Below are 20,812 nucleotides of genomic sequence, written 5' to 3'. Positions count from 1 at the left end.
AATCAGATTGCCCTCTCCATGAGTGCCACGACCTTGCCCTGCATGGACGCGGTTCCGACCGAAACGAAGCCGTTGCGCTCGTAATAGGCGATCAGGCCCGTGCTGGAGAGGAAGCAGTCGAGCCGGACCCTGGTCCGGCCGCGCTCGCGTCCCATGCCGACGACCGTTTCGATGACGGCCTCGCCGATGCCGAGGCCCGCCCTGTCGCGCCGGACCGCGAATGTGTGAAGATAGACGCTGTCGCCGACCTCCCGCTCACCCCAGAACGGGCGATCCTCCCAGAGGAGACGAAACGCGGAAACGGGTTCGCCGTCCAGATAGGCCAGGAACAGTTCGCCTCGCTCCATGCGCGGCAGCATCCAATCATCGTCGAAGGGACGGGACCACGCCTCCGAGCCGCGCGCTCTTTGCCACGCACTGGCCCGCGCCAGCAGGGATGCAAACGCATCGCGCGTCTCCATCGTGGCGGGTCGAACCTGAATGTCCATGAATGGTACGGAACAGGACGGCGATGCCTGCTACTGGCCGCCGAAGCCCTTGGTGAGGATGTCGTCGGCCAGTGAAATGGCTGTGCGGCGGTCTGCTTCCGGCGCCAGCGCGAAGGCCTCTTCCTGCATGGAGCGAATCCACGGCTGGTCGCTGGCCGGCGCGTGGTCGAGGGCCGCCGTCATCATGGCCAGGCCGCGCACGATCTTGCCGCTCTGGAACAGCAGATTGCCGAGCGTCGCCTGGGCGCCGGCATGGCCCTTCTCGGCGGCAAGCTGGAACCAGCGCGCCGCCTGCTTGACCGAGGCCCTGACACCGCCCTCGCCCTTGAGGAACATCTTGCCCATCTCGAACTGGGCGACGGGATTGCGGTAGTTGGCGGCGGCGCGCATGTAATATTCCTGCGCCTGTACCTCATTAATCGCAACGGGCGTGCCGGGAATGCCCTTCTTCAGGTAATTGCCCAGCGCCACCAGCGCATCGGAAACATAGCTTTCCTCCGGCGAACCGGGCTCGACGTCCTGGTCGGCGATCTCGGAGAAGAACTTGTAGGCCTCGTAGTCGTCGCGCGTCACGCCGTCGCCCTCGGCATACATGCGGGCGAGCTTCCAGGTGGCGCCAATCTGCCCGTTCTCGGCGGCGTACTTGTAGGCCTCGACGGCCTGTTCCTTGTGGCCGCTCTTGTAGGCGGAGAAACCGAACTGGAAAACGGCCCAGGGGCTCGACTGCGGCTTCACCCCGGTCTTGTCGTCGAACACCTTGTCGTCGAAGGCCAGCGCCTGCCCGGCGCCGATCAGCAGGACAACGGCGGCCAGCGCGGAGAGAAGACAGGAGCGGATCGGGGCAGCCGGCACCCTGCCCCGGCGGGCATGGCGGCCGATGCCGCGGATCAAAGCGGAAGCATCCACAAGCGCCGGGGAGCCGGCGGTGCAGCGATCCGTCAGATCCGCAAATGCGATCACTCTGGCGCTCATACTCATCCTTGCCGCGGGCGGTGCGGCCTTGCCCGTCGCCGAGCCTTCATGGCGCGTGTCCGGGGACCTTAACGAGGTGCGCCGGGTTTATGGCGGGATGTGGGCAACTCCCTCCGGCGCAGGCTTGTAACACAAGGGTGTTCATAAACTGTTGCTGAAACGACACACACGCATGCCGGCACGGCCCCTTTTCCTGTTCGCAACGCCCGGTGAGACAATCTGACAATTGCCGCAACAAAAAGGCCGGGCGATGCCCGGCCTTTTTGTCAATAATGGCAATAACTTACCACTTGATGTTATAGCCCACGCTACCGGCCACCGCGTAGCCGTCCTTGACCGCAAAACCTTTGTCCGCCCCCTTTGTGATTTCGGCCGAGGTCAGGTAGCTGACGCCGACGCCGGCACGCAGTTCGCCGCCGAGCGTGTCCTTGACCGAACCACCAAGCGCCAGCGTATAGCTGTCGGAGGAGAAATCGTAACCGGTGCTGACGCCGCTGTCCCAGGTCAGGCTGACGAGGCCGGACACGCGGTCGTTGAAGGCATGACCGACGCCACCGGTGACGGTCCAGCCGTCCTTCCAGAAGTATTCGTCATCACTACCTGGACCCGGAACAGGCCCACCGGGAGTGGGAACGACACTCGTCACCAGAAGCTTATCCTGCACGCTCCAATCCGCCCATTTTACGGAGCCGAAAGCGAGCCAGCCGGGCGCGATACCGGATTGAAGCTTGAACTCCACTGTTTGCGGCAAGTGGCCGGTTCCGGTGGCGTTCAGCGGAACGCTTGCCACGGGGAGTCCCAGCAGCGCGCCGGGCACAGCGAGAGTCCCGGTGGCGCCGTAGTCGGTGCCCGAGCGATACATCAATTGGGCCCGAAACGCGATGTCGGGAATTTCATAGGCAGCGCCGATGCGATAGCCTACTTCCTCGCCACCGAGCGTTAGATTTGCAAATGCGCCGGGAATCGGAGTTGCATTCACACGGTCGTAGTTGAATGTTTCCACGTAACCGCCGCCGAGCAGCCAGACATTGCCCGGCCCGGCCTGGAACTTCACGCCGCAGGTCAGCGCCTTCTCGTTCGTGGTGAAGTCTTCCGACAACTTGCCGCTCGGCTTCGGTACGGCATAAGTGACCGAGCCGCCGTTGTTATCCACCAAGGTGGCGGCGCAGCGCAGATTGTCGGTGAGGTTCATCTTGATCGCCATCGACGGCACGATGTAATCGTCCGTATAGGACGTGCCGGCTAGCCCGCTCGGGTTAAATTTCCCAGGCTGTGGGTCCTGTGTCCTCGAAAACTCGCGCTTCGGGCTGACATAGGTCACGCCGGCGCGAATGTTGAAGTTGCCGGCATCGAACAGGATGTCGGTGTCGGCCGTGCCGCGCGAAAAGCCGCCGGCCTGTGCCGCGCCGACCAGCGCCAGCGTCAGGCTGCCTGCCCCCAACAGCGCCTTTGCCTTGAAAGTCCGCATGAGTCCGTCTCCCCGAAAATCAGTCGCTCAAGCAAGAGCGTTTCCCGGTTAACGGCGCAATAACGAATTTTCCGGCCGTACAAGTACACCTATGCGTGCAGAAGCTGGCTTTCGATCACACCAATGCGGTGCATGGCCAAAACGGGCAAAAAATCGATATGCGCGACCCAAAAATCCGACAAATCCAACGGCTTTCACTTCAAAAATCGTCGTTTTTCGCGGATTTCGGCTCCATTGTTACATTACGGCAACAATGAGGCTCAAATCTTTCCGTTTACGTCAATTCTGACGCAACGGAAGGACGGAAACCCGCGCAAACCGGCCGTTCCGGAGCGTCAGCCGGTGCCGCGCACACGCTGCAGGGCGACATTCAGGCGAAGCTGCGACTCACCGTATTCGGCCAGCTTCTCGCGCTCGGCAGCCACCACCTCTTCGGGCGCGTTGGCGACGAACTTCTCGTTGCCGAGCTTCTTGTGCAGGCGGGCGATTTCTTCCGTCACCTTGGCCAGTTCCTTCTGCAGGCGCGCGGCCTCGGCATCGAGATCGATCAGGCTGCCCAGCGGCAGGCACACCGTCGCCTCGCCGAGCACGAGCTGCGCCGACCCCTTCGGTGCCGCATCGGCCAGCGAGATGTCACCGATTCGCGCCAGGCGCTTGATGGCGCCGTCGTGGCGGGCAAGGCGCTCGCGCGTCGCCGCATCGGCGCCGATGACGACGAGCGGCGCGATCGCCGCCGCCGGCACGTTCATCTCCGAACGCACCGAGCGGATGCCGGAGACGAGATCGATCAGCCAGTTGATGTCGCTCGCGGCCTCGTCGTCCTCGAAGTCCGGCGCCGGCCAGGCGGCATGGCACAGCAGCGACGAACGCTCGCCGCCCTCGGGCGCCGTCTCGGCCCACAGCTCCTCCGTCATGAACGGCATGAAGGGATGCAGCAGCTTGTAAATCTCGTCCAGAACGAAAGCCACGCAGGCACGGCTTTCCGCCTTGGCGGCCTCGTCGTTGCCCATGAAGACAGGCTTCAGAAGCTCCAGATACCAGTCGCAGACCTGGTTCCAGACGAAGCGGTAGGCCGCGCTCGCGGCTTCGTTGAACTTGTAGGTGGCGATGCCCTCGGTGACGGCATTCGCCGCGCGCGTCAGCTCCGTCAATATCCAGCGGTTCAGCGCCAGCTTGGCGTCGCCCAACCAGACCTCATCGTTGCGCGCCACGCCGTTCATCTCGGCGAAGCGCGTGGCGTTCCACAGCTTGGTGCCGAAGTTGCGGTAGCCGGCGATGCGGGCCGGGTCGAGCTTCACGTCGCGGCCTTGCGCGGCCATGACCGCCAGCGTGAAGCGCAGCGCGTCGGCGCCGTACTCGTCGATCAGGTCGAGCGGGTCGATGACGTTGCCCTTCGACTTCGACATCTTGGCGCCGTTCTTGTCGCGCACCAGCGCGTGCACGTAGACGGTGTGGAACGGCTCCTTGTCGGTGAAGTGCAGGCCCATCATCATCATGCGGGCGACCCAGAAGAAGATGATGTCGAAGCCGGTGACCAGCACCGAAGTCGGATAATAGGTTTTCAGCTCCGGCGTTTCGTCCGGCCAGCCGAGCGTGGAGAACGGCCACAGCGCCGAAGAGAACCAGGTGTCCAGAACGTCCTCGTCGCGGGTGAGGATGTCGCCCGGCCGGTAGTTCTCCAGCTTCTCCTCCACCCAGGCTTTCCACGGCCCTTCATGGGCGAGATAGTGCTGGACGGCGGCGTCCAGCGCCTCCTCTTCCGACTTCTCGACGAAGATATGGCCGTCCGGCCCGTACCATGCCGGGATCTGGTGGCCCCACCAGAGCTGGCGCGAAATGCACCACGGCTCGATGTTCTCCATCCAGTCGAAATAGGTCTTTTCCCAGTTCTTCGGCACGAAGTTCGTGCGGCCCTCGCGCACCGAGGCGATCGCCGGCCTGGCCAGCGTCTCGGCATCGGCGAACCACTGGTCGGTCAGCATCGGCTCGATGACGACGCCGGAGCGGTCGCCGAAGGGCTGCATGATCTTCTTGTTCTCGACATAAGGCACGGCATTGCCTTCGGCGTCCGTGACCGTCACCGCCAAGCCGTCGGCGTTAATGGCGTCGACGATGCGCTTGCGCGCCTCGTAGCGGTCGAGGCCGCGGTACTCGTCCGGCACGAGGTTGATGGCGTCGACATCCGCCTCGTCCGGCAGTTCGCCGGACCGCACGATTTCGGCCGCCTGCGCGGCACAAACAGCGTAAGGCTCGCCGTCGTCGCGCATCGCGGCAACGCCGTTCATCAGCCGGTAGAGCGGAATGCGGTTACGGCGCGCGACCTGATAGTCGTTGAAGTCGTGCGCGCCGGTGATCTTGACCGCGCCCGAGCCGAAATCCGGCTCGGGATATTCGTCGGTGATGATGGGGATCAGCCGTCGGTGCTCCTTCGGGCCAACCGGGATTTCGCACAGCTTGCCGACGATGGGCGCATAGCGCTCATCGGACGGATGCACCGCCACCGCGCCGTCGCCCAGCATCGTTTCCGGCCGGGTCGTAGCGATGGAAATGTAGTCGCGCTCCTCCTGGAAGGTGATCGTGCCGTCGGCGTCCTTCTCGACATAGGTATAGGTCTCGCCGCCGGCCAGCGGGTACTTGAAATGCCACATATGGCCGTCGACTTCGCGGTTCTCCACTTCGAGGTCGGAAATCGCCGTCTCGAACTTGGGGTCCCAGTTCACCAGCCGCTTGCCACGATAGATCAGCCCTTCCTTGTAAAGGGTGACGAAGACTTCCAGAACGGCCTTCGACAGGCCCTCGTCCATGGTGAAGCGCTCGCGCGACCAATCGGCCGAGGCTCCCAGCCGCTTCAACTGGTTGAAGATGGCGCCGCCGGACTCGGCCTTCCACTCCCACACCTTCTCGATGAACTCTTCGCGGGTCAGGTCGCGGCGATGGATCTGTCGTTCCATCAGCTTGCGCTCGACCACCATCTGCGTGGCGATGCCTGCATGGTCCATGCCCGGCTGCCACAACACATTCTTGCCGCGCATGCGCTCGAAGCGGACGAGAATGTCCTGCAGCGTGTTGTTCAGCGCATGGCCCATATGCAGCGAGCCGGTGACGTTGGGCGGCGGGATGACGATGGTGAAGGCTTCGGCGCCCTCCTCCGACCCGGCGCCGGCGCGGAAGGCGTCCGCCTCTTCCCAGGCCTTCGCGATCTTCGGCTCGACGCTTCTAGCGTCATAGGTTTTCTCAAGCATGGGAGGCGTCCGAATTGTCGGGATTTTCCCGTAGGATGGTGTTGGGTCGGTGTAAATCGGAAGGCTGGTGCCAAGTCAACCGCCGCGGCCGTCCTCCGCCATAGATGGGGCCTCCGGCCGGCGAATGCTCTACCTTGCGTGATCGCCGAGCAATTCGCGCAGCACCGGCGCCAGTGCCTGCGGCAGGTCCTCGGCGATGAGGCCCGGCCCGAAGCGGGCGCCCGCCTCGGCATGCATCCAGACGGCCGCGCAGGCAGCCTCGAAGGCCGGCATGCCCTGCGCCAGTAAGCCGGCGACGATGCCGCCCAGCACGTCGCCGGAACCTGCCGTCGCCAGCCATGGAGCGCCGTTGGCGTTGATCGCGGCGCGACCGTCGGGAGCGGCGATCACCGTGTCGGGTCCCTTGTAGACGATCACACCGTGTGCGCGGCTCGCCGCCTTGCGTGCCTTGTCCAGCTTCGAAAGCGTTTCGTCCCCTGCCAAGTCCGCAAACAGCCGGGCGAACTCGCCCTCGTGCGGCGTCAGCACCAGCGCGGGAGCGTTGGCGGCGCCGGCAGCCTGGAAAAGCGGCGCAGAGTCGTCGCGGAAGGCGGTGATGCCGTCGGCATCCAGCACAAGGCCTTCCACCCCGGATGGCCCCTCACCCTCGCCGCTTGCCATCACGACCAAGGCGAAGTCGCGCAGTTTCTCGCTGACGCCGAAGCCGGGTCCCAGAACAAAGGCGGAAGGACGGCGGTCGGCCAGGAAAGCGTCGAGGTCGGAAGCGTCGTCCGTCCGGCGCAGCATGATCGCGGTGAGATGCGCGGCATTGACCTGCATGGCGCTGCCCGGCGACAACACCGTCACCGCGCCGGCCCCGGCGCGCGCGGCAGCGAGCGCCGACAGCCGAGCCGCGCCGGTCGATGCCGGTCCCCCGGAAAAAACGCCGACGTGGCCGCGCCTGTATTTGTGCGTGTCGATCGCCGGCACCGGCAGCGCGGCGCGCCACAGTTCCGGTTCGTTGGCGAAGGTCCCGGCGCCGATGGAAGCGACGACGGCGTCGGCGATGCCGATATCGGCCACCACCACCTCGCCGCAGAGCTCACGGCCGGGCAAAAGCAGATGGCCGGGTTTTCTCCGAGCGAAAGTGACGGTCAGGTTCGCCTTGAAAGCACGACCAAGCACCCTGCCGCTGTCGCCCGACACGCCGGACGGCAGGTCCACCGCGACGACAGCGAGGCCGAGTGCCGCCACCTTGTCGACGGCCCGCGCATCCGCGCCAACAAGCGGTTTCGACAGACCGGCACCGTAGAGTGCGTCGACGACCAGATCGCCCGGCTCCGCGTCGAAAGCGGCGAGGTCATGCACCGGCAGCGGGCATTCGGCCGCCGCAAGCGCGGCATCGCTGCCGGTTCGCGGCTTGCCCGACGCCCACAGCGAAACCGCGACGCCGCTTTCATGCAGCAGACGAGCCACGACGTAGCCGTCGCCGCCGTTGTTGCCCGGTCCGGCGAGCACATGCACGCGCGGCGCGCCGGGCCAGCGCGCCAGCACCAGCGACGCCACCGCCTGTCCGGCGTTGCGCATCAGGCCGATGCCATCGAACGGCCCGGCAGCGATGGCGCGGCGGTCAACCTCGGCCATTTCGGCGGACGTCAGCAGCTCAATGGTGCGCATTCTGATCGATGCCAATCGTGCCTGCCTCTGACACATCATCAGCCATCAAGATGGCACCCGCCATCTTGATGGCAAAATGGAACTCGACTATATTAGCGTCGAGCAAGGATATTCCCATGGCCGAGCCTCAACTTTCCGTCCGCAGTGCCAGAGCACGCGATCTTGCTCACCGTCTCGCCCGCCGCGAGAAACGCTCCATCGCCGACGTGGTCGAGCGGGCGCTGGAAGCCTACGAAGTACGTGAAGCCGGGCGCGAGCCGGCGTCAAGCTTCTATGCGCGGCTATCGAACACGTACGGGACCGATATCGATCTCGACGCGGTCATCCGCGAAGAACGGCTCCCCCATAAAGGCCCGGAACTTTGATCTTCCTCGACACCAATGTCGTGTCGGAGACGCTGCGCAAGGCACCTGCCGAACCGGTGATCGCATGGCTGGTACGCCACGACGCCGAACTCGCGCTGCCGACCGTCACCATCGCGGAGATCGCTTTCGGCATCGCCAAGATCCGTCCCGACGAGCGTGCGATACGGTTGGAACAAGGGCTTGCGGACTGGCGCCGCCGCTTTTCCGACCGGATTTTCGGACTGACCGAGGAAGCGGCGCTGGCCTATGGCGATATCATGGGTCAGGCCGTTCGCAGCGGCAACACGATGAGCGCGCCCGACGGCATGATCGCCGCCATCGCCAGGGTAAACGGCGGCAGGCTTGCAACGCGCAATCTTGCCGATTTCCGCGACACCGGCCTCGACCTGATTTCGCCGTGGGATTTTTAGCGGCCTGCGAAGCCGCTACGACAGGCACGTTGCACAAAAAATAAGCAGCACATCGAAACACGTTCTGGACCTGACCGCAGGGCTGCCCATAAACGCGCGGTTTTCGAACTGGCACGCTTCCTGCTTTCCAAATGCGCGAGCGGGCCGCAGCCCTCTCGAATTGCATTTGGAGGCCATGTTGCGATGAAGAAGATCGAAGCGATCATCAAACCGTTCAAGCTCGACGAGGTGAAGGAGGCGCTTCAGGAAGCCGGCCTGCAAGGCATCACGGTGACCGAGGCGAAAGGCTTCGGCCGCCAGAAGGGCCACACCGAGCTTTATCGCGGCGCCGAATACGTCGTCGACTTCCTGCCCAAGGTGAAGATCGAGGTCGTGCTCGGCGACGACGCCGTGGACGCCGCCATCGAGGCGATCCGCAAGGCCGCCCAGACCGGGCGTATCGGCGACGGCAAGATCTTCGTCTCCAACATCGAGGAAGTCGTTCGCATCCGCACCGGCGAGACCGGACCGGACGCGATCTGACGCGCAGCCATTCCCAACAGACAGTCAAAGCCACAGGAAAACAGCCTATGACGACCGCATCCGACATCATGAAGCAGATCAAGGACAACGACGTGAAATTCGTCGACCTTCGCTTCACCGACCCCAAGGGCAAGCTGCAGCATCTGACGATGGACGTCGCCGAGGTCGAGGAGGACATGTTCGCCGACGGCGTCATGTTCGACGGCTCGTCCGTCGCCGGCTGGAAGGCCATCAACGAGTCCGACATGGTGCTGATGCCCGATCCCGAGACGGTGCACATGGACCCCTTCTTCGCGCAGTCGACCATGGTCATCCTGTGCGACATCCTCGATCCGATCTCCGGCGAAGCCTACAACCGCGACCCGCGCGGCACCGCCAAGAAGGCCGAGGCCTACCTGAAGGCCGAAGGCATCGGCGACACCATCTATGTCGGCCCGGAAGCTGAGTTCTTCGTCTTCGACGACGTCAAGTTCAAGGCCGACCCCTACAACACCGGCTTCAAGCTCGACGGCGCCGACCTGCCGTCGAACGACGACACCGACTACGAGACCGGCAACCTCGGCCACCGGCCGCGCATGAAGGGCGGCTATTTCCCGGTGCCGCCGATCGACAACTGCCAGGACATGCGCTCCGAGATGCTGACCGTGCTCACCGAAATGGGCGTCAGGGTGGAAAAGCATCACCATGAGGTCGCCGCCGGCCAGCACGAGCTCGGCATCAAGTTCGACACGCTGGTGCGCAACGCCGACAAGATCCTGATGTACAAATACGTCGTGCACCAGGTCGCCAACGCCTACGGCAAGACGGCCACCTTCATGCCGAAGCCGGTCTTCGGCGACAACGGCTCGGGCATGCACGTCAACATGTCGATCTGGAAGGGCGGCAAGCCGACCTTCGCCGGCAACGAGTATGCCGGCCTGTCGGAAAGCTGCCTGTTCTTCATCGGCGGCGTCATCAAGCACGCCAAGGCGATCAACGCCTTCACCAACCCGCTGACCAACTCCTACAAGCGGCTGGTGCCGGGCTACGAGGCCCCCGTCCTGCTCGCCTATTCGGCGCGCAACCGCTCGGCGTCCTGCCGCATCCCGTTCGGCAACTCGCCGAAGGCCAAGCGTCTGGAGGTCCGCTTCCCCGATCCGGGCGCGAACCCGTATCTCGCCTTCGCAGCCCTTCTGATGGCTGGCATCGACGGCATCAAGAACAAGATCCATCCCGGTCAGCCGATGGACAAGGACCTCTACGACCTGCCGCCGAAGGAACTGAAGCGCATTCCGACCGTGTGCGGCAGCCTGCGCGAAGCGTTGCAGAGCCTCGACAAGGACCGTGGCTTCCTCAAGGCCGGCGGCGTCTTCGACGACGACCAGATCGATTCCTACATCGAGCTGAAGATGGTCGAGGTGATGCGTTTCGAAATGACGCCGCATCCGGTCGAGTACGATATGTACTATTCGGTGTGAGATCGGCCGTTCAGGCAGATTGTCTCGACCACCAGAACCCCGGCGCCAGCGCCGGGGTTTTGCTTTGCGGGTCCTGTGTCAGGAAACCTGGCGCGGCTCCGGTGCAAAGGTGCTCAGGGACAGCCACCTCTGGATCGCGTTGGCGATCGGGCGCTCGCCTTCCAGTTCCAGCCGCCCAGCCTCGAGTTCGCGCGGAATGGCAGCAAACCCCATCCAGATGGCCGTCATCGTGCGTAGCGAACTTCGCACGAGCAGGTTGACCTCGTAGCCCGGATCGGAACTGCACAGGTCGACCTCACCGTTCTCGATGACCATCCACCAATTTCGCCGGGCATCCCGCAATTCGGGATACTGAAACTGTATCGTGCATTTTCTGGCCGGTAGCGGCTGGGGATCGAGCTTGCGGCGGATGTCCCACATCAACAACGAGGGATCGAGATTCTGGAGCGACAGTTGAGACTCTATCCATCTCTGCCCCCAGAAACCCATGCCGAGGATGATCGGACCCAGCTCCTCGCCGGCGGCCGACAAACGGTATTCCGTCGAACCCGAGCTGCCGGGCGCCGTGACGATGACGCCGGCTTTTTCCAGATCTTTCAGACGCTTGGACAAAAGCGACGGCGACATGCGCGGCACGCCGCGCCGTAGATCGTTGAAGCGCGTGCTGCCGCACAGGAGTTCGCGCACGACAAGGGCCGTCCAGCGCGTGCAGAGAATCTCCGCAGCCATGGAGACGGGACAGAACTGGCCGTAACTGCCTTGATCGCCCATCGTCGGATGCTCGGTCGTTGGCCTTTCCAATTATAGCCGCATGCGCTCTACCTGCCAAGAAACGCCTGCCTGCGCCATTTGCGGTACAGTCCGTGGACTGGAGCGGCCAACGCCTGAACGGCATCCTTCGCCATCGATGTCGTGAAGGAGATTTCAATGTCCACCCAGACAATCACAAGAGAAGTGGAAGATGCGCAGGCGACGCCAGTCGAAAAGGTGCGGTTGCTGGTTCCAGAAATCGCCGCGAGAGCAGAAGCCGCAGATGCGAACGACGAGTTCGTCGCCGTCAACTACGCCGCTCTGAAACAGGCGGGTCTTGCCAGGGCCGGCGTGCCGGCCGCGCTCGGCGGCGGCGACGCCGACATCCGTCAACTCTCGGCGATGCTGCAGGAGATCGCGCGCCACTGCGGCTCCACCGCCCTCGCCTTCGCGATGCACACCCACCAGGTCGCGATCCCCGCATGGCGCTGGCGCCACCAGAAGGTAACGGCCGTCGAGCCGTTGCTGAAGCGCGTCGCCAGCGACGGCATTATCCTGCTCTCCAGCGGCGGGTCGGACTGGGTCGGGGGTGCTGGCTGGGCCGCCAGGGTGGAAGGCGGCTATCGCATCACCGCCCGGAAGGTCTTCACGTCCGGATCGCCGATCGGCGACATGCTGATGACCACCGCCCTCATCAAACCCGATGGAGACAGCCCGCCGGAGACGATCATCCATTTCCCGGTTTCCATGAAGGCGGCGGAGGTGAAAGTGCTCGACAACTGGCGCACGCTGGGCATGCGCGGAACCGGCTCCAACGACGTCATTATCGAGGGCCTCTTCGTCCCTGACAGCGCCGTCGCCTTGTCCCGCAAAGCCGGGGAATGGCATCCGCTGTTCCAGGTGATCGCGACGATCGCAATTCCGCTGATCTATTCGGTGTATCTTGGAGTGGCGGAATCCGCGCGCGACATCGCCCTGGACCTGGCTAGGCGCAAGCAGCCGAACTCGGACACCGTCGCGCTCGCGGGGCGGATGGAAACGGCGCTGCGCGCCGCGCAACTGGCCCATCGCTGGATGCTCGATGTCATAGACAGGAACGCGCCGTCCGCGGACACCGTCAACGAGGTGATGATCGGCCGCAACCTGGTGGCCGAAAATGCGATCGCCGCGGTGACGCTTGCCATGGAGGTCGCAGGCGGTGCGGGGTTTTATCGGTCGAACGGACTGGAGCGTCGATTCCGGGACATCCAGGGGGCCCGGTACCATCCCCTTCAACCAGGCCCACAGTCCCGGTTTGCCGGTGCTACGGCGCTCGGCCTGCCCACCGCCGGCATCTATTGATACGGGCGACGAAAAACCCGGCGGTTTCCCGCCGGGTTTTTGCTTTTGGAGAAGACTGGGCTTGAAGCCGCTACTCTTTCTCGTCCAGATTCGTGCCCAGCGTGTCGCGCACGAAGATCGTGCCGATGACGAGCGACATGGCCGCGATCGCCATCGGATACCAGAGGCCGTAGTAGATATCGCCCTTGTAGGCGCTGAGCGCGAACACCGTCGCCGGCAGCAGGCCGCCGAACCACCCGTTGCCGATGTGGTAGGGCAGCGACATGCCGGTGTAGCGGATGCGGGTCGGGAACATCTCCACCAGCATGGCGGCGATCGGCCCGTAGACCATGGTGACGTAGAGCACCAGCACGAACAGGATCGCGATGGTCAGCGGCCAGTTGATCCTGGCCGGATCAGCGAACATCGAGAAGGCGCCGCCATTCGGGATCGAATAGGCGGTGATCTCGGTCGCCCCTGCCGCTTCCTCGGCGGTGACGATCTTGTCGGCGACGGCCTGAGCCACCGGAACCGTCTTCTTCTCGCCGGCGCGGATGGCGGCGGCGTCGAGTTTCAGTTCCGGATTGGCGGCGACGAAGGCGTCGAGTTTCTGGTCGGCGATCGTCGCAGCCGCCCGCTTCAGTGGATAGCCGCCGTCCTGCAGGGCGATGTTGATGCCCTTGGCGAACACCGCGTCCTTGGCCTTGGCGTCGGCACCGGCTGCCACAGCGTCGTAGGACTCGACCGTCTCGTTGCCGATGGTGACTGTAGCGGCCGTGCCGGGGGCTGCCGTCGTCACCACGTCATAGGGAACCGAGTTCTTCGTCAGGAAGGAGGTGGCGATGTCGCAGGAGGTGGTGAACTTCGCGGTACCCACCGGGTTGAACTGGAACTTGCAGTCGCCGGGGGCCGCTGTGACGGTCGCCCGCACGTTCTGCTGGGCTGCCGCCAGCGTCGGGTTGGCGGCCCAGGTCAGCGCCTTGAACAGCGGGAACGTGGTCAGGATCGCCAGAACGAAGCCGGCCATGATGATCGGCTTGCGGCCGATCCGGTCCGACAGCCAGCCGAAGACGACGAAGAAGATCGAGCCGATGGCGAGCGCGATGGCGATCATGATGTTGACCGACCAGGCGTCGACCTTCAGCACATTGGTGAGGAAGAACAGCGCGTAGAACTGGCCGTTGTACCACACCACGGCCTGGCCGGCGGTGAGGCCGAGCAGCGCCAGCAGCGCGATCCTGGCGTTCTTCCACTGGCCGAAAGCTTCCTTGAGCGGCGCCTTGGAGGTCTTGCCCTCGTCCTTCATGCGCTGGAAGGTCGGCGATTCGGACAATTGCAGGCGGATCCACACCGAGACGGCCAGGAGCACGAAGGAGACGATGAAGGGAATGCGCCAGCCCCACTCGGTGTAGGTCTCCTTGCTTAGCGAGGATTGCACGAGAAGGATGACGATCAGCGACAGGAACAGGCCGAGCGTCGCCGTCGTCTGGATCCAGGACGTGTAGTAGCCGCGGCGGTCGTCGGGCGCGTGCTCGGCCACGTAGGTCGCCGCGCCGCCGTATTCGCCGCCCAGCGCCAGGCCTTGCAGCATGCGCAGCAGGATCAGGATGATGGGTGCGGCCATGCCCCAGCTCGCATAGCCGGGCAGCACGCCGACCAGGAAGGTCGACAGGCCCATGATCGTCATGGTGACAAGGAAGGTGTATTTGCGGCCGACGAGGTCGCCGACGCGGCCGAACACCAGCGCGCCGAACGGGCGCACCAGGAAGCCCGCCGCGAAGGCGAGCAGCGCGAAGATGTTGCGCGTCGCTTCGGGAATGGCGGAGGAGAAGAAGGTCGAGCCGATGAAGGCGGCAAGCGACCCGTAGAGATAGAAATCGTACCATTCGAAGACCGTGCCGAGCGACGAGGCGAAGATGACCTTCTTTTCCTCCCGCGTCATGCCGCGGCTGGCTCTGCCGGCGGTGGTCGATGCCACTGTCATGACTGTTCTCCCATCAAGCGTTGCGATGCTGCGCCGGCAGGCCCGCATCTCCTCCTCGGGATGCGGACGGGCAGCGGACGCAGGCGCAAACTGGCAGAAAGTCGCGACCGACGGCAGAGAGCCTTTGGGATTACGGCTTTGGTCTAATTTTCAAGGGGATGGCGAAAAGCCGTCAAATCAATCCAGCGCGGCAAGCAGGCCAGCCGCCGCCATCATGTCGCGCTTGCGCTGGGCGCGGCGCGACAGGGCCTCGGCGTCCTGCCCCCACTGCTCGATCTGCCAGTCCTCGTCGACATGGGCGGCGAGCCACGCCGCTTCGGTGTCGAGCCCGCCGGCCTCGACCGCCAGCGCCAGCAGCGCCGAACCGGTCAGCGACGTCATGACGTGCAGCGCCGCAAGCCTGAGCGGATCGGCACGGCGGGCGAGATGCGCGCCGAGCACAGCGATCGTGCCGCGCGGCTGCTCGACATGGATGACGCCTTCGGCGAGGTTGAAGCGCGCACCGAGTTCGCTGCTCGCCCAGTCCAGCACCGGGTCCCAATGCTCGTTCTGGCGATCCACCAGCCCTTGCGGGCTGTCCGCGCGGTAGCACAGCAGATCGGACGAGGCGAACCGCAATATGTCCTCCAGCACCGCCTGCGGATCGGCGGCGACACCGTCGATGGCCGTGTTGACCAGCCTGAGCGTCGGCATGGTCACCGGATCGATGACCTCGGCCTGCGCCTCGAACTCGCCGGCCACCAGAGCGGCAGCCGCCGCGTTCGGCAGCGCCAGCAGCGCCTTGCCGGGCGTGCGCACCGGCTTTCCGTCCAGCCGCACGCCAAAGACCTCGCCGTCCGGCTCCACCGAGACGGCCTTGTAGAACCGCTTGGGCAGCGGCGTCCGCATCTGGATCTGGGCACGGCGAACCGGATCGGGATCGGACAGCAGCTTGCCGGCTTCAAGATCGCTCAAAATATCACGCATCGGGCACCTCACCCGGTATCTGGCGTCGCGCAGGCCTGTTGACAATGACCAATCCGGCAACGATCAGCACAAGGGCGACGAAAATGCCGGCCGAAAGCGGCTCGCCCAGGAACAGCGCGCCGCACAGAACGCCGAAGACCGGCGTCAGGAAGGCGAAGCTCGACAGGCCCGAGGCCGGGTAGCGGCCGAGCATCCAGAACCACAGAACATAGGTGAAGGCGACGATGAAGACGGCCTGGAACAACAGCGCCAGCGTCGGCACCAGCGCGAAGACGCGCACCGGCGGCCCGGAGAACGGCAGGACCAGAAGCCCGACCATCGCCGCACCCGCCAGTTGGTAGAGCAGAAGCTTCTCCGCCGGCACGGTGGTGAGGTTGGAGCGCTTGATGAGGATGTTCGTCGCGGCCCATGCGACCCCGGCGCCGAGACTGAGCAGGTCGCCGGTGAGCATGCTTTGCTCGTAGGCGCCGAGCTTGTCGGCAAACACCACGATCAGCCCGGCAAAGGCCAGCACGAGACCGAACACCTTGCGTGTCGTCATGCGTTCGCCGAGCAGGAAGTGGCCGCCGAGCAGCATCCAGAACGGCATGGCGTTCACCAGCAGCGTGTTGCGCGCCACCGTCGTGTGCTCCAGGCCGATATAGAGGAACAGGAACTCGACGCCGAACAGCAGGCCGACTCCGATGCCGGCCGCAAGCGTGCCGTCGCGGCTCAGAAGCGAAATGCCGCGCCAGCGGCACCAGGCGACCACGCACAGGCCGCCGAGCAGCGAACGCATGATGGAAACGAAGACCGGGTCGAAGCCTGCGTAGGAAATCTTGGCGGCGACGTAGTTCAACCCCCAGGAGAAGGTGATGCCGACCATGAGGGCGGCCGCGGTGGCATCGATCGCGTCGTAGCGCGTCAACGCAGGCGCTGTCACGTCCCCTCCTCCGCGCTCTGCTCGTCGAAGCCGATCAGGTTCCAGCTCTGGCGCATATGCGGCGGCATGGGTGCCGTGACGTCGAGCACGCCCTGCCCCGGATGCGGGATGCGGATGCGGCGCGCGTGCAGGTGCAGCCGGTTCTGGATGCCGCCGGGAAATTCCCAGTTGGTGTCGGCCTCGAAATATTTCGGATCGCCGATGATCGGGCAGCCGATATAGGCGGCATGGACGCGCAGTTGATGGGTGCGGCCGGTGTAGGGCTCCATCTCCAGCCAGGTTAGCGAGCGCGCCGCCTGCTCGACCACGCGGTAGAAGGAGACGGCGTGGTCGGCGCCCTTCTCGCCATGTTTGGCGACGCGCATGCGGTCGCCGTCGGGCGTCTGCTCCTTGACCAGCCAGGTCGAGATCTTGTCCTCGCGCTTGGGCGGTACGCCCTTGACCAGCGCCCAATAGGTCTTCTTCGTCTCGCGGGCGCGGAAGGCTTCCGAAAGCTTCATGGCAGCAAGGCGCGTGCGCGCCACCACCAGCACGCCGGAGGTATCGCGGTCGAGGCGGTGGACGAGGCGCGGCTTCTCGCCTTTCTTGTTGCGCCAGGCTTCCAGCATGTCGTCAACGTTGCGCGTCACGCCCGAGCCGCCTTGCACGGCAAGTCCCGCCGGCTTGTTGAAGACGAACACCTTGTCGTCCTCGTGCAGCAGCATCTTGGCCAGCACGTCCGCGTCGTCCTGGTTGCGGATAGAATGGCCGGTGAGGTTGGCGTCGCCCTTTTTGTCGACGTCCAGCGGTGGGATGCGGATCACCTGCCCCGGCTCGACGCGCGTGTCGGTCTTGGCGCGGCCGCCGTCGACGCGCACCTGTCCCGAGCGCAGCAATTTCTGCAGATGGCCGAAGCCGAGGCCCGGGTAATGGGCCTTGAACCAGCGGTCGAGACGCATGCCCGCTTCGCCTGCTTCAACGGTAATTTGTTCGACGCCAGCCATGTCCGGCTATCTGCCGTGCCTTTTCAGCGGCGGCAAGGGCTTCAGACGAGATTTCTGACGAGCCAGAAGGCGGCGAACAGAGCAAGGATGCCGCCGACGACGGAAACCAGCACATAAGCCAGCGCCGGGCCGAGCGCGCCGCGTTCCCACAGCGCGGCGAAATCGAGCGAGAAGGAGGAGAAGGTGGTGTAGCCGCCGAGGATGCCGGTGGCGACGAACAGGCGTAGCTCGTTGGAAGCGCCGAAGCGCCGCGCCAGCAATTCGATGAAGGAGCCCATGGCGAAGGAACCGGTGATGTTGATGATCATCGTGCCCCAGGGATAGCCGGAGCCGAGAAGGCGCATGGCGCCCATGTTGAGGAGGTGGCGGATACCAGCCCCTATTCCGCCGCCGACGATCACCAGCCCGAGATTCAGCATGGCCGATGTCTAGAACATCGGCCATGCATAGGGAAGCTATGGATCGCTGCCGTGGCTATTCCGACAGCATGGCGTAGCGGACGACGAACAGCGCCGCCACGATCCAGGTCGCGGCATGGATGACGCGCCACTTGCCGGTAGCCGCCTTGAGGATGACGTAGCTGATGAAGCCGAAGGCCAGGCCGTTGGCGATGGAATAGGTGAACGGCATGATGATGGCCGTCAGCGCCGCCGGCGTCGCCTCGGTGACGTCGGTCCAGTCGATCTCCACCAGTTCGTGCAGCATCAGGCCAGCAACGTAGAGCAGCGCCGGGGCTGTGGCGTAGCCCGGCACGGACCCCGCCAGCGGCGAGATGAACAGCGCCGCCAGGAACAGCACCGCGATGGTCAGCGCCGTGAGGCCCGTGCGGCCGCCGGCCTGGACGCCCGAGGCGCTCTCGACATAGGCCGTGGTGCTGGAGGTGCCGAGCAGCGAGCCGACGGTGATGGCCGTCGAATCGGCCAGCAGGGCGCGGCCGAGGTTGCTCTTCTTGCCCTCCTCGATCAGGCCGGCGCGCTTGGAGACGCCGATCAGCGTGCCGGTGGCGTCGAAGACCTCGACCAGCACGAAGACCAGGATGACGTGCAGGAAGCCGGCATGCAGCGCGCCCATGATGTCCAGCTGCAGGAAGGTCGGCGCCAGGCTCGGCGGCGCCGAAACGATGCCGTGGAACTCGCTGACGCCGAGCGCCATCGAGGCCAGCGTGACAACGAGGATGCCGATCAGGATCGCGCCCTTCACCTTCAGCGCGTCGAGGCCGGCGATGACGAAGAAGCCGAAGATGGCAAGCAGCGTACCGGTATTGCCGAGGTCGCCGAGGCCGACCAGCGTCGCCGGGTTGGCGACGACGATGCCCGAGGTCTTCAGCGCGATGATCGCCAGGAACAGGCCGATGCCGACGGCAATGGCGCTACGCAGCGATTTCGGAATACCGCGGATCAGCCAGGCGCGCGCGCCGGTGACGGTGAGCAGCAGGAAGATCACGCCGGAGATGAAGACCGCGCCCAGCGCCTGCTGCCAGGAAAAGCCCATGGCGGCAACGACGGTGAAGGCGAAGAAGGCGTTCAGTCCCATGCCCGGTGCCATGCCGATCGGCCAGTTGGCGACCATGCCCATGACGGCCGAGCCGATGGCCGCGGCCACGCAGGTGGCGACGAAGACGGCGTTGCGGTCCATGCCCGTCGAGGACAGAATGTCCGGGTTGACGAAGATGATGTAGGACATGGTCAGGAAAGTGGTCAGGCCGGCCACCAGTTCGGTGCGCACGGTGGTGCCATTTTCCGACAATCTGAAAAACTTATCGAGCATTGTTCCTCCCGGTCGCCACAATGGCTGCCTATCCCCGACAGCCGTAACGCCCTGCCCTCTGGCAACGCGATATCCGGCTGTCCTCCCGACCTGTAGTCTGTCGCCCGGGTGGCATGCCGAGCGCAAGGGGCTACTCGAGCAACCCGGTTTGAAGCTGTTTCAAGTTTTCGGGCAGTCTGGCGAAGCGGACCGGTGTCAGTCCTGCCGCTCGCGGCGCAGCTTCGACCAGTAGTCGAGGCGCTTGCGGATATCGCGCTCGAAGCCGCGCTCGGGCGGATCGTAGAAGGTCCGGCGGCCCATCTTCTCGGGGAAATAGTCCTGGCCGGAGAAGGCGTCCGGCTCGTCGTGGTCGTAGCGATAGCCCGAGCCGTAGTCCTCTTCCTTCATCAGCTTGGTCGGCGCGTTGAGGATGTGCTTGGGCGGCAGCAGCGAGCCATGTTCCTTGGCCGCGCGGGTGGCCGCCTTGAAAGCGGTGTAGACCGCGTTCGACTTCGGCGCGGTCGCCAGATAGACGCAGGCCTGCGCGAATGCCAGCTCGCCCTCCGGCGAGCCGAGATAGTCGTAGGCGTCCTTGGCGGCGTTGGCGACGACGAGCGCCTGCGGGTCGGCCAGGCCGATATCCTCCACCGCCATGCGCACCAGCCGGCGGCCGAGATAGAGCGGGTCCTCGCCGGCGTCGAACATGCGGCAAAGATAGTAGAGCGCGGCATCCGGATCGGAACCGCGCACGGATTTATGCAGCGCCGAGATCAGGTTGTAATGGCCGTCCTGCCCCTTGTCGTAGATCGGCGCGCGGCGCTGGACGATGCGTTGGAGGCCCTCGGCGTCGAACACCTCGCCGGGCTTGGCGGCGCGCCACACTTCTTCCGCCAGCGTGAGCGAGGCGCGGCCGTCGCCGTCGGCCATGCGCGCAAGCACCGCCCTCGCCTCTTCGTCCAGCGGCAGCGCGCTGCCCTGCATGGTCTCGGCGCGCGTCAGAAGCTTCTCGATACTGTCCTCGCCGAGCGAATGGAAGACCAGCACCCGCGCCCGCGACAGAAGCGCGGCATTCAGCTCGAACGACGGGTTCTCGGTCGTGGCGCCCACCAGAATGACGGTGCCGTCTTCCATGACGGGCAGGAAACTGTCCTGCTGGGCACGGTTGAAGCGATGGATCTCGTCGACGAACAGCAAGGTCTGGCGGCCGTTGGCGCGGCGCAGGCGGGCCGCCTCGAACACCTTCTTAAGGTCGGCAACGCCGGTGAAGATCGCCGAAATCTGCTCGAAGGCGAGCTTCGTCTCGCCGGCCAAGAGCCGCGCCACCGTCGTCTTGCCGGTGCCGGGCGGCCCCCAGAAGATCATCGAGCCGAGCGAGCCGGAAGCGATCAGGCGTGTCAGCGCACCGTCCGGGCCGGTCAGGTGCTCCTGGCCGACCACCTCGGCAAGCGTCTTCGGCCGCATGCGATCGGCAAGCGGTTGACCGGGCGGCGGCGCCTTGGGTTCGTCGGTGTTGAAAAGGTCGGCCATGATGGCGCGAATATAGGCGCGGCCGGCGCCGAGA

General features: G+C 64.9%; 18 protein-coding genes. 5 read left to right on the top strand and 13 right to left on the bottom strand.

Annotated elements, in window-relative coordinates:
- Positions 1 to 2: 2 nt before the first annotated feature.
- From E6C48_RS06790 to E6C48_RS06770, 5 genes are all read right to left on the bottom strand, one after another.
- The gene (locus E6C48_RS06790) at positions 3 to 488 is read right to left on the bottom strand and encodes a GNAT family N-acetyltransferase (protein WP_136355386.1); all 486 of its coding nucleotides are present in this window, start codon (positions 486 to 488) and stop codon (positions 3 to 5) included.
- 30 nt (positions 489 to 518) lie between these two features.
- A complete protein-coding gene (locus tag E6C48_RS06785) occupies positions 519 to 1,325 on the bottom strand; it encodes a tetratricopeptide repeat protein (RefSeq protein WP_206086450.1) in 807 nt (268 codons plus the stop codon).
- 418 nt (positions 1,326 to 1,743) lie between these two features.
- Positions 1,744 to 2,928 (bottom strand): outer membrane protein transport protein, encoded by a 1,185-nt coding sequence (locus E6C48_RS06780; RefSeq protein WP_136355384.1) that lies wholly within the window; start codon positions 2,926 to 2,928, stop codon positions 1,744 to 1,746.
- 335 nt (positions 2,929 to 3,263) lie between these two features.
- Entirely contained in the window at positions 3,264 to 6,170 is a 2,907-nt protein-coding gene (locus E6C48_RS06775) for a valine--tRNA ligase (RefSeq protein ID WP_136355382.1), read from the bottom strand.
- Between the two features lie 129 nt (positions 6,171 to 6,299).
- Complete coding sequence (locus E6C48_RS06770) at positions 6,300 to 7,826, bottom strand: NAD(P)H-hydrate dehydratase (RefSeq protein ID WP_136355918.1); 1,527 nt, start codon at positions 7,824 to 7,826, stop codon at positions 6,300 to 6,302.
- Positions 7,827 to 7,942: 116 nt separating this feature from the next.
- Between E6C48_RS06770 and E6C48_RS06765 the strand changes: the two genes are divergently transcribed.
- The 4 genes from E6C48_RS06765 (at position 7,943) to glnA (ending at position 10,580) form a co-directional block, all read left to right on the top strand.
- Positions 7,943 to 8,191 (top strand): type II toxin-antitoxin system VapB family antitoxin, encoded by a 249-nt coding sequence (locus tag E6C48_RS06765; RefSeq protein WP_136355380.1) that lies wholly within the window; start codon positions 7,943 to 7,945, stop codon positions 8,189 to 8,191.
- Positions 8,188 to 8,601: a type II toxin-antitoxin system VapC family toxin gene (locus tag E6C48_RS06760; RefSeq protein ID WP_136355378.1), complete on the top strand. Its 414-nt coding sequence runs from the start codon at positions 8,188 to 8,190 to the stop codon at positions 8,599 to 8,601. Before E6C48_RS06765 ends, E6C48_RS06760 begins: the two co-directional genes overlap by 4 nt.
- A gap of 183 nt (positions 8,602 to 8,784) precedes the next feature.
- Positions 8,785 to 9,123, top strand: a complete 339-nt coding sequence (locus E6C48_RS06755; protein ID WP_136355376.1) for a P-II family nitrogen regulator — start codon at positions 8,785 to 8,787, stop codon at positions 9,121 to 9,123.
- A 47-nt stretch (positions 9,124 to 9,170) separates the two neighbouring features.
- Positions 9,171 to 10,580: a type I glutamate--ammonia ligase gene (glnA, locus tag E6C48_RS06750; RefSeq protein ID WP_136355374.1), complete on the top strand. Its 1,410-nt coding sequence runs from the start codon at positions 9,171 to 9,173 to the stop codon at positions 10,578 to 10,580.
- A gap of 78 nt (positions 10,581 to 10,658) precedes the next feature.
- On the opposite strand, the gene E6C48_RS06745 is transcribed toward glnA, so the two are convergent.
- Positions 10,659 to 11,351, bottom strand: coding sequence for a winged helix-turn-helix transcriptional regulator (locus E6C48_RS06745; protein WP_136355372.1), 693 nt, complete (start codon positions 11,349 to 11,351; stop codon positions 10,659 to 10,661).
- A 156-nt stretch (positions 11,352 to 11,507) separates the two neighbouring features.
- On the opposite strand from E6C48_RS06745, the gene E6C48_RS06740 reads away from it, so the two are divergent.
- Positions 11,508 to 12,671 carry an acyl-CoA dehydrogenase family protein gene (locus E6C48_RS06740; RefSeq protein WP_136355370.1) on the top strand — a complete coding sequence of 388 codons (1,164 nt, stop codon included), beginning with the start codon at positions 11,508 to 11,510 and terminating at the stop codon, positions 12,669 to 12,671.
- Between the two features lie 70 nt (positions 12,672 to 12,741).
- Here the strand turns inward: E6C48_RS06740 and E6C48_RS06735 are convergent, their stop codons facing one another.
- From E6C48_RS06735 to E6C48_RS06705, 7 genes are all read right to left on the bottom strand, one after another.
- The gene (locus E6C48_RS06735) at positions 12,742 to 14,634 is read right to left on the bottom strand and encodes an MFS transporter (protein WP_136355368.1); all 1,893 of its coding nucleotides are present in this window, start codon (positions 14,632 to 14,634) and stop codon (positions 12,742 to 12,744) included.
- A gap of 177 nt (positions 14,635 to 14,811) precedes the next feature.
- Positions 14,812 to 15,600 (bottom strand): ATP12 family chaperone protein, encoded by a 789-nt coding sequence (locus tag E6C48_RS06730; RefSeq protein WP_136355366.1) that lies wholly within the window; start codon positions 15,598 to 15,600, stop codon positions 14,812 to 14,814.
- Positions 15,593 to 16,465, bottom strand: coding sequence for a DMT family transporter (locus E6C48_RS06725; RefSeq protein WP_136355916.1), 873 nt, complete (start codon positions 16,463 to 16,465; stop codon positions 15,593 to 15,595). The genes E6C48_RS06730 and E6C48_RS06725 overlap by 8 nt, the downstream gene beginning before the upstream one ends.
- Positions 16,466 to 16,518: 53 nt before the next feature.
- Positions 16,519 to 17,505: an RluA family pseudouridine synthase gene (locus E6C48_RS06720; RefSeq protein ID WP_136355364.1), complete on the bottom strand. Its 987-nt coding sequence runs from the start codon at positions 17,503 to 17,505 to the stop codon at positions 16,519 to 16,521.
- 41 nt (positions 17,506 to 17,546) lie between these two features.
- On the bottom strand, positions 17,547 to 17,924 hold the full coding sequence (gene crcB, locus E6C48_RS06715) for a fluoride efflux transporter CrcB (RefSeq protein WP_136355362.1): 378 nt from the start codon (positions 17,922 to 17,924) through the stop codon (positions 17,547 to 17,549).
- 55 nt (positions 17,925 to 17,979) lie between these two features.
- Positions 17,980 to 19,272 (bottom strand): NCS2 family permease, encoded by a 1,293-nt coding sequence (locus tag E6C48_RS06710; protein WP_136355361.1) that lies wholly within the window; start codon positions 19,270 to 19,272, stop codon positions 17,980 to 17,982.
- 195 nt (positions 19,273 to 19,467) lie between these two features.
- A complete protein-coding gene (locus E6C48_RS06705) occupies positions 19,468 to 20,778 on the bottom strand; it encodes a replication-associated recombination protein A (RefSeq protein ID WP_136355359.1) in 1,311 nt (436 codons plus the stop codon).
- Positions 20,779 to 20,812 lie beyond the last annotated feature (34 nt).

Origin of the sequence: Ollibium composti (genome assembly GCF_004801285.1) — a bacterium.
In the GTDB taxonomy this organism is placed as follows: Bacteria; Pseudomonadota; Alphaproteobacteria; order Rhizobiales; family Rhizobiaceae; genus Mesorhizobium; species Mesorhizobium composti.
The sequence above is the reverse complement of the archived record's forward strand: the minus strand, read 5'-3'. Positions and strand labels throughout refer to the sequence as shown.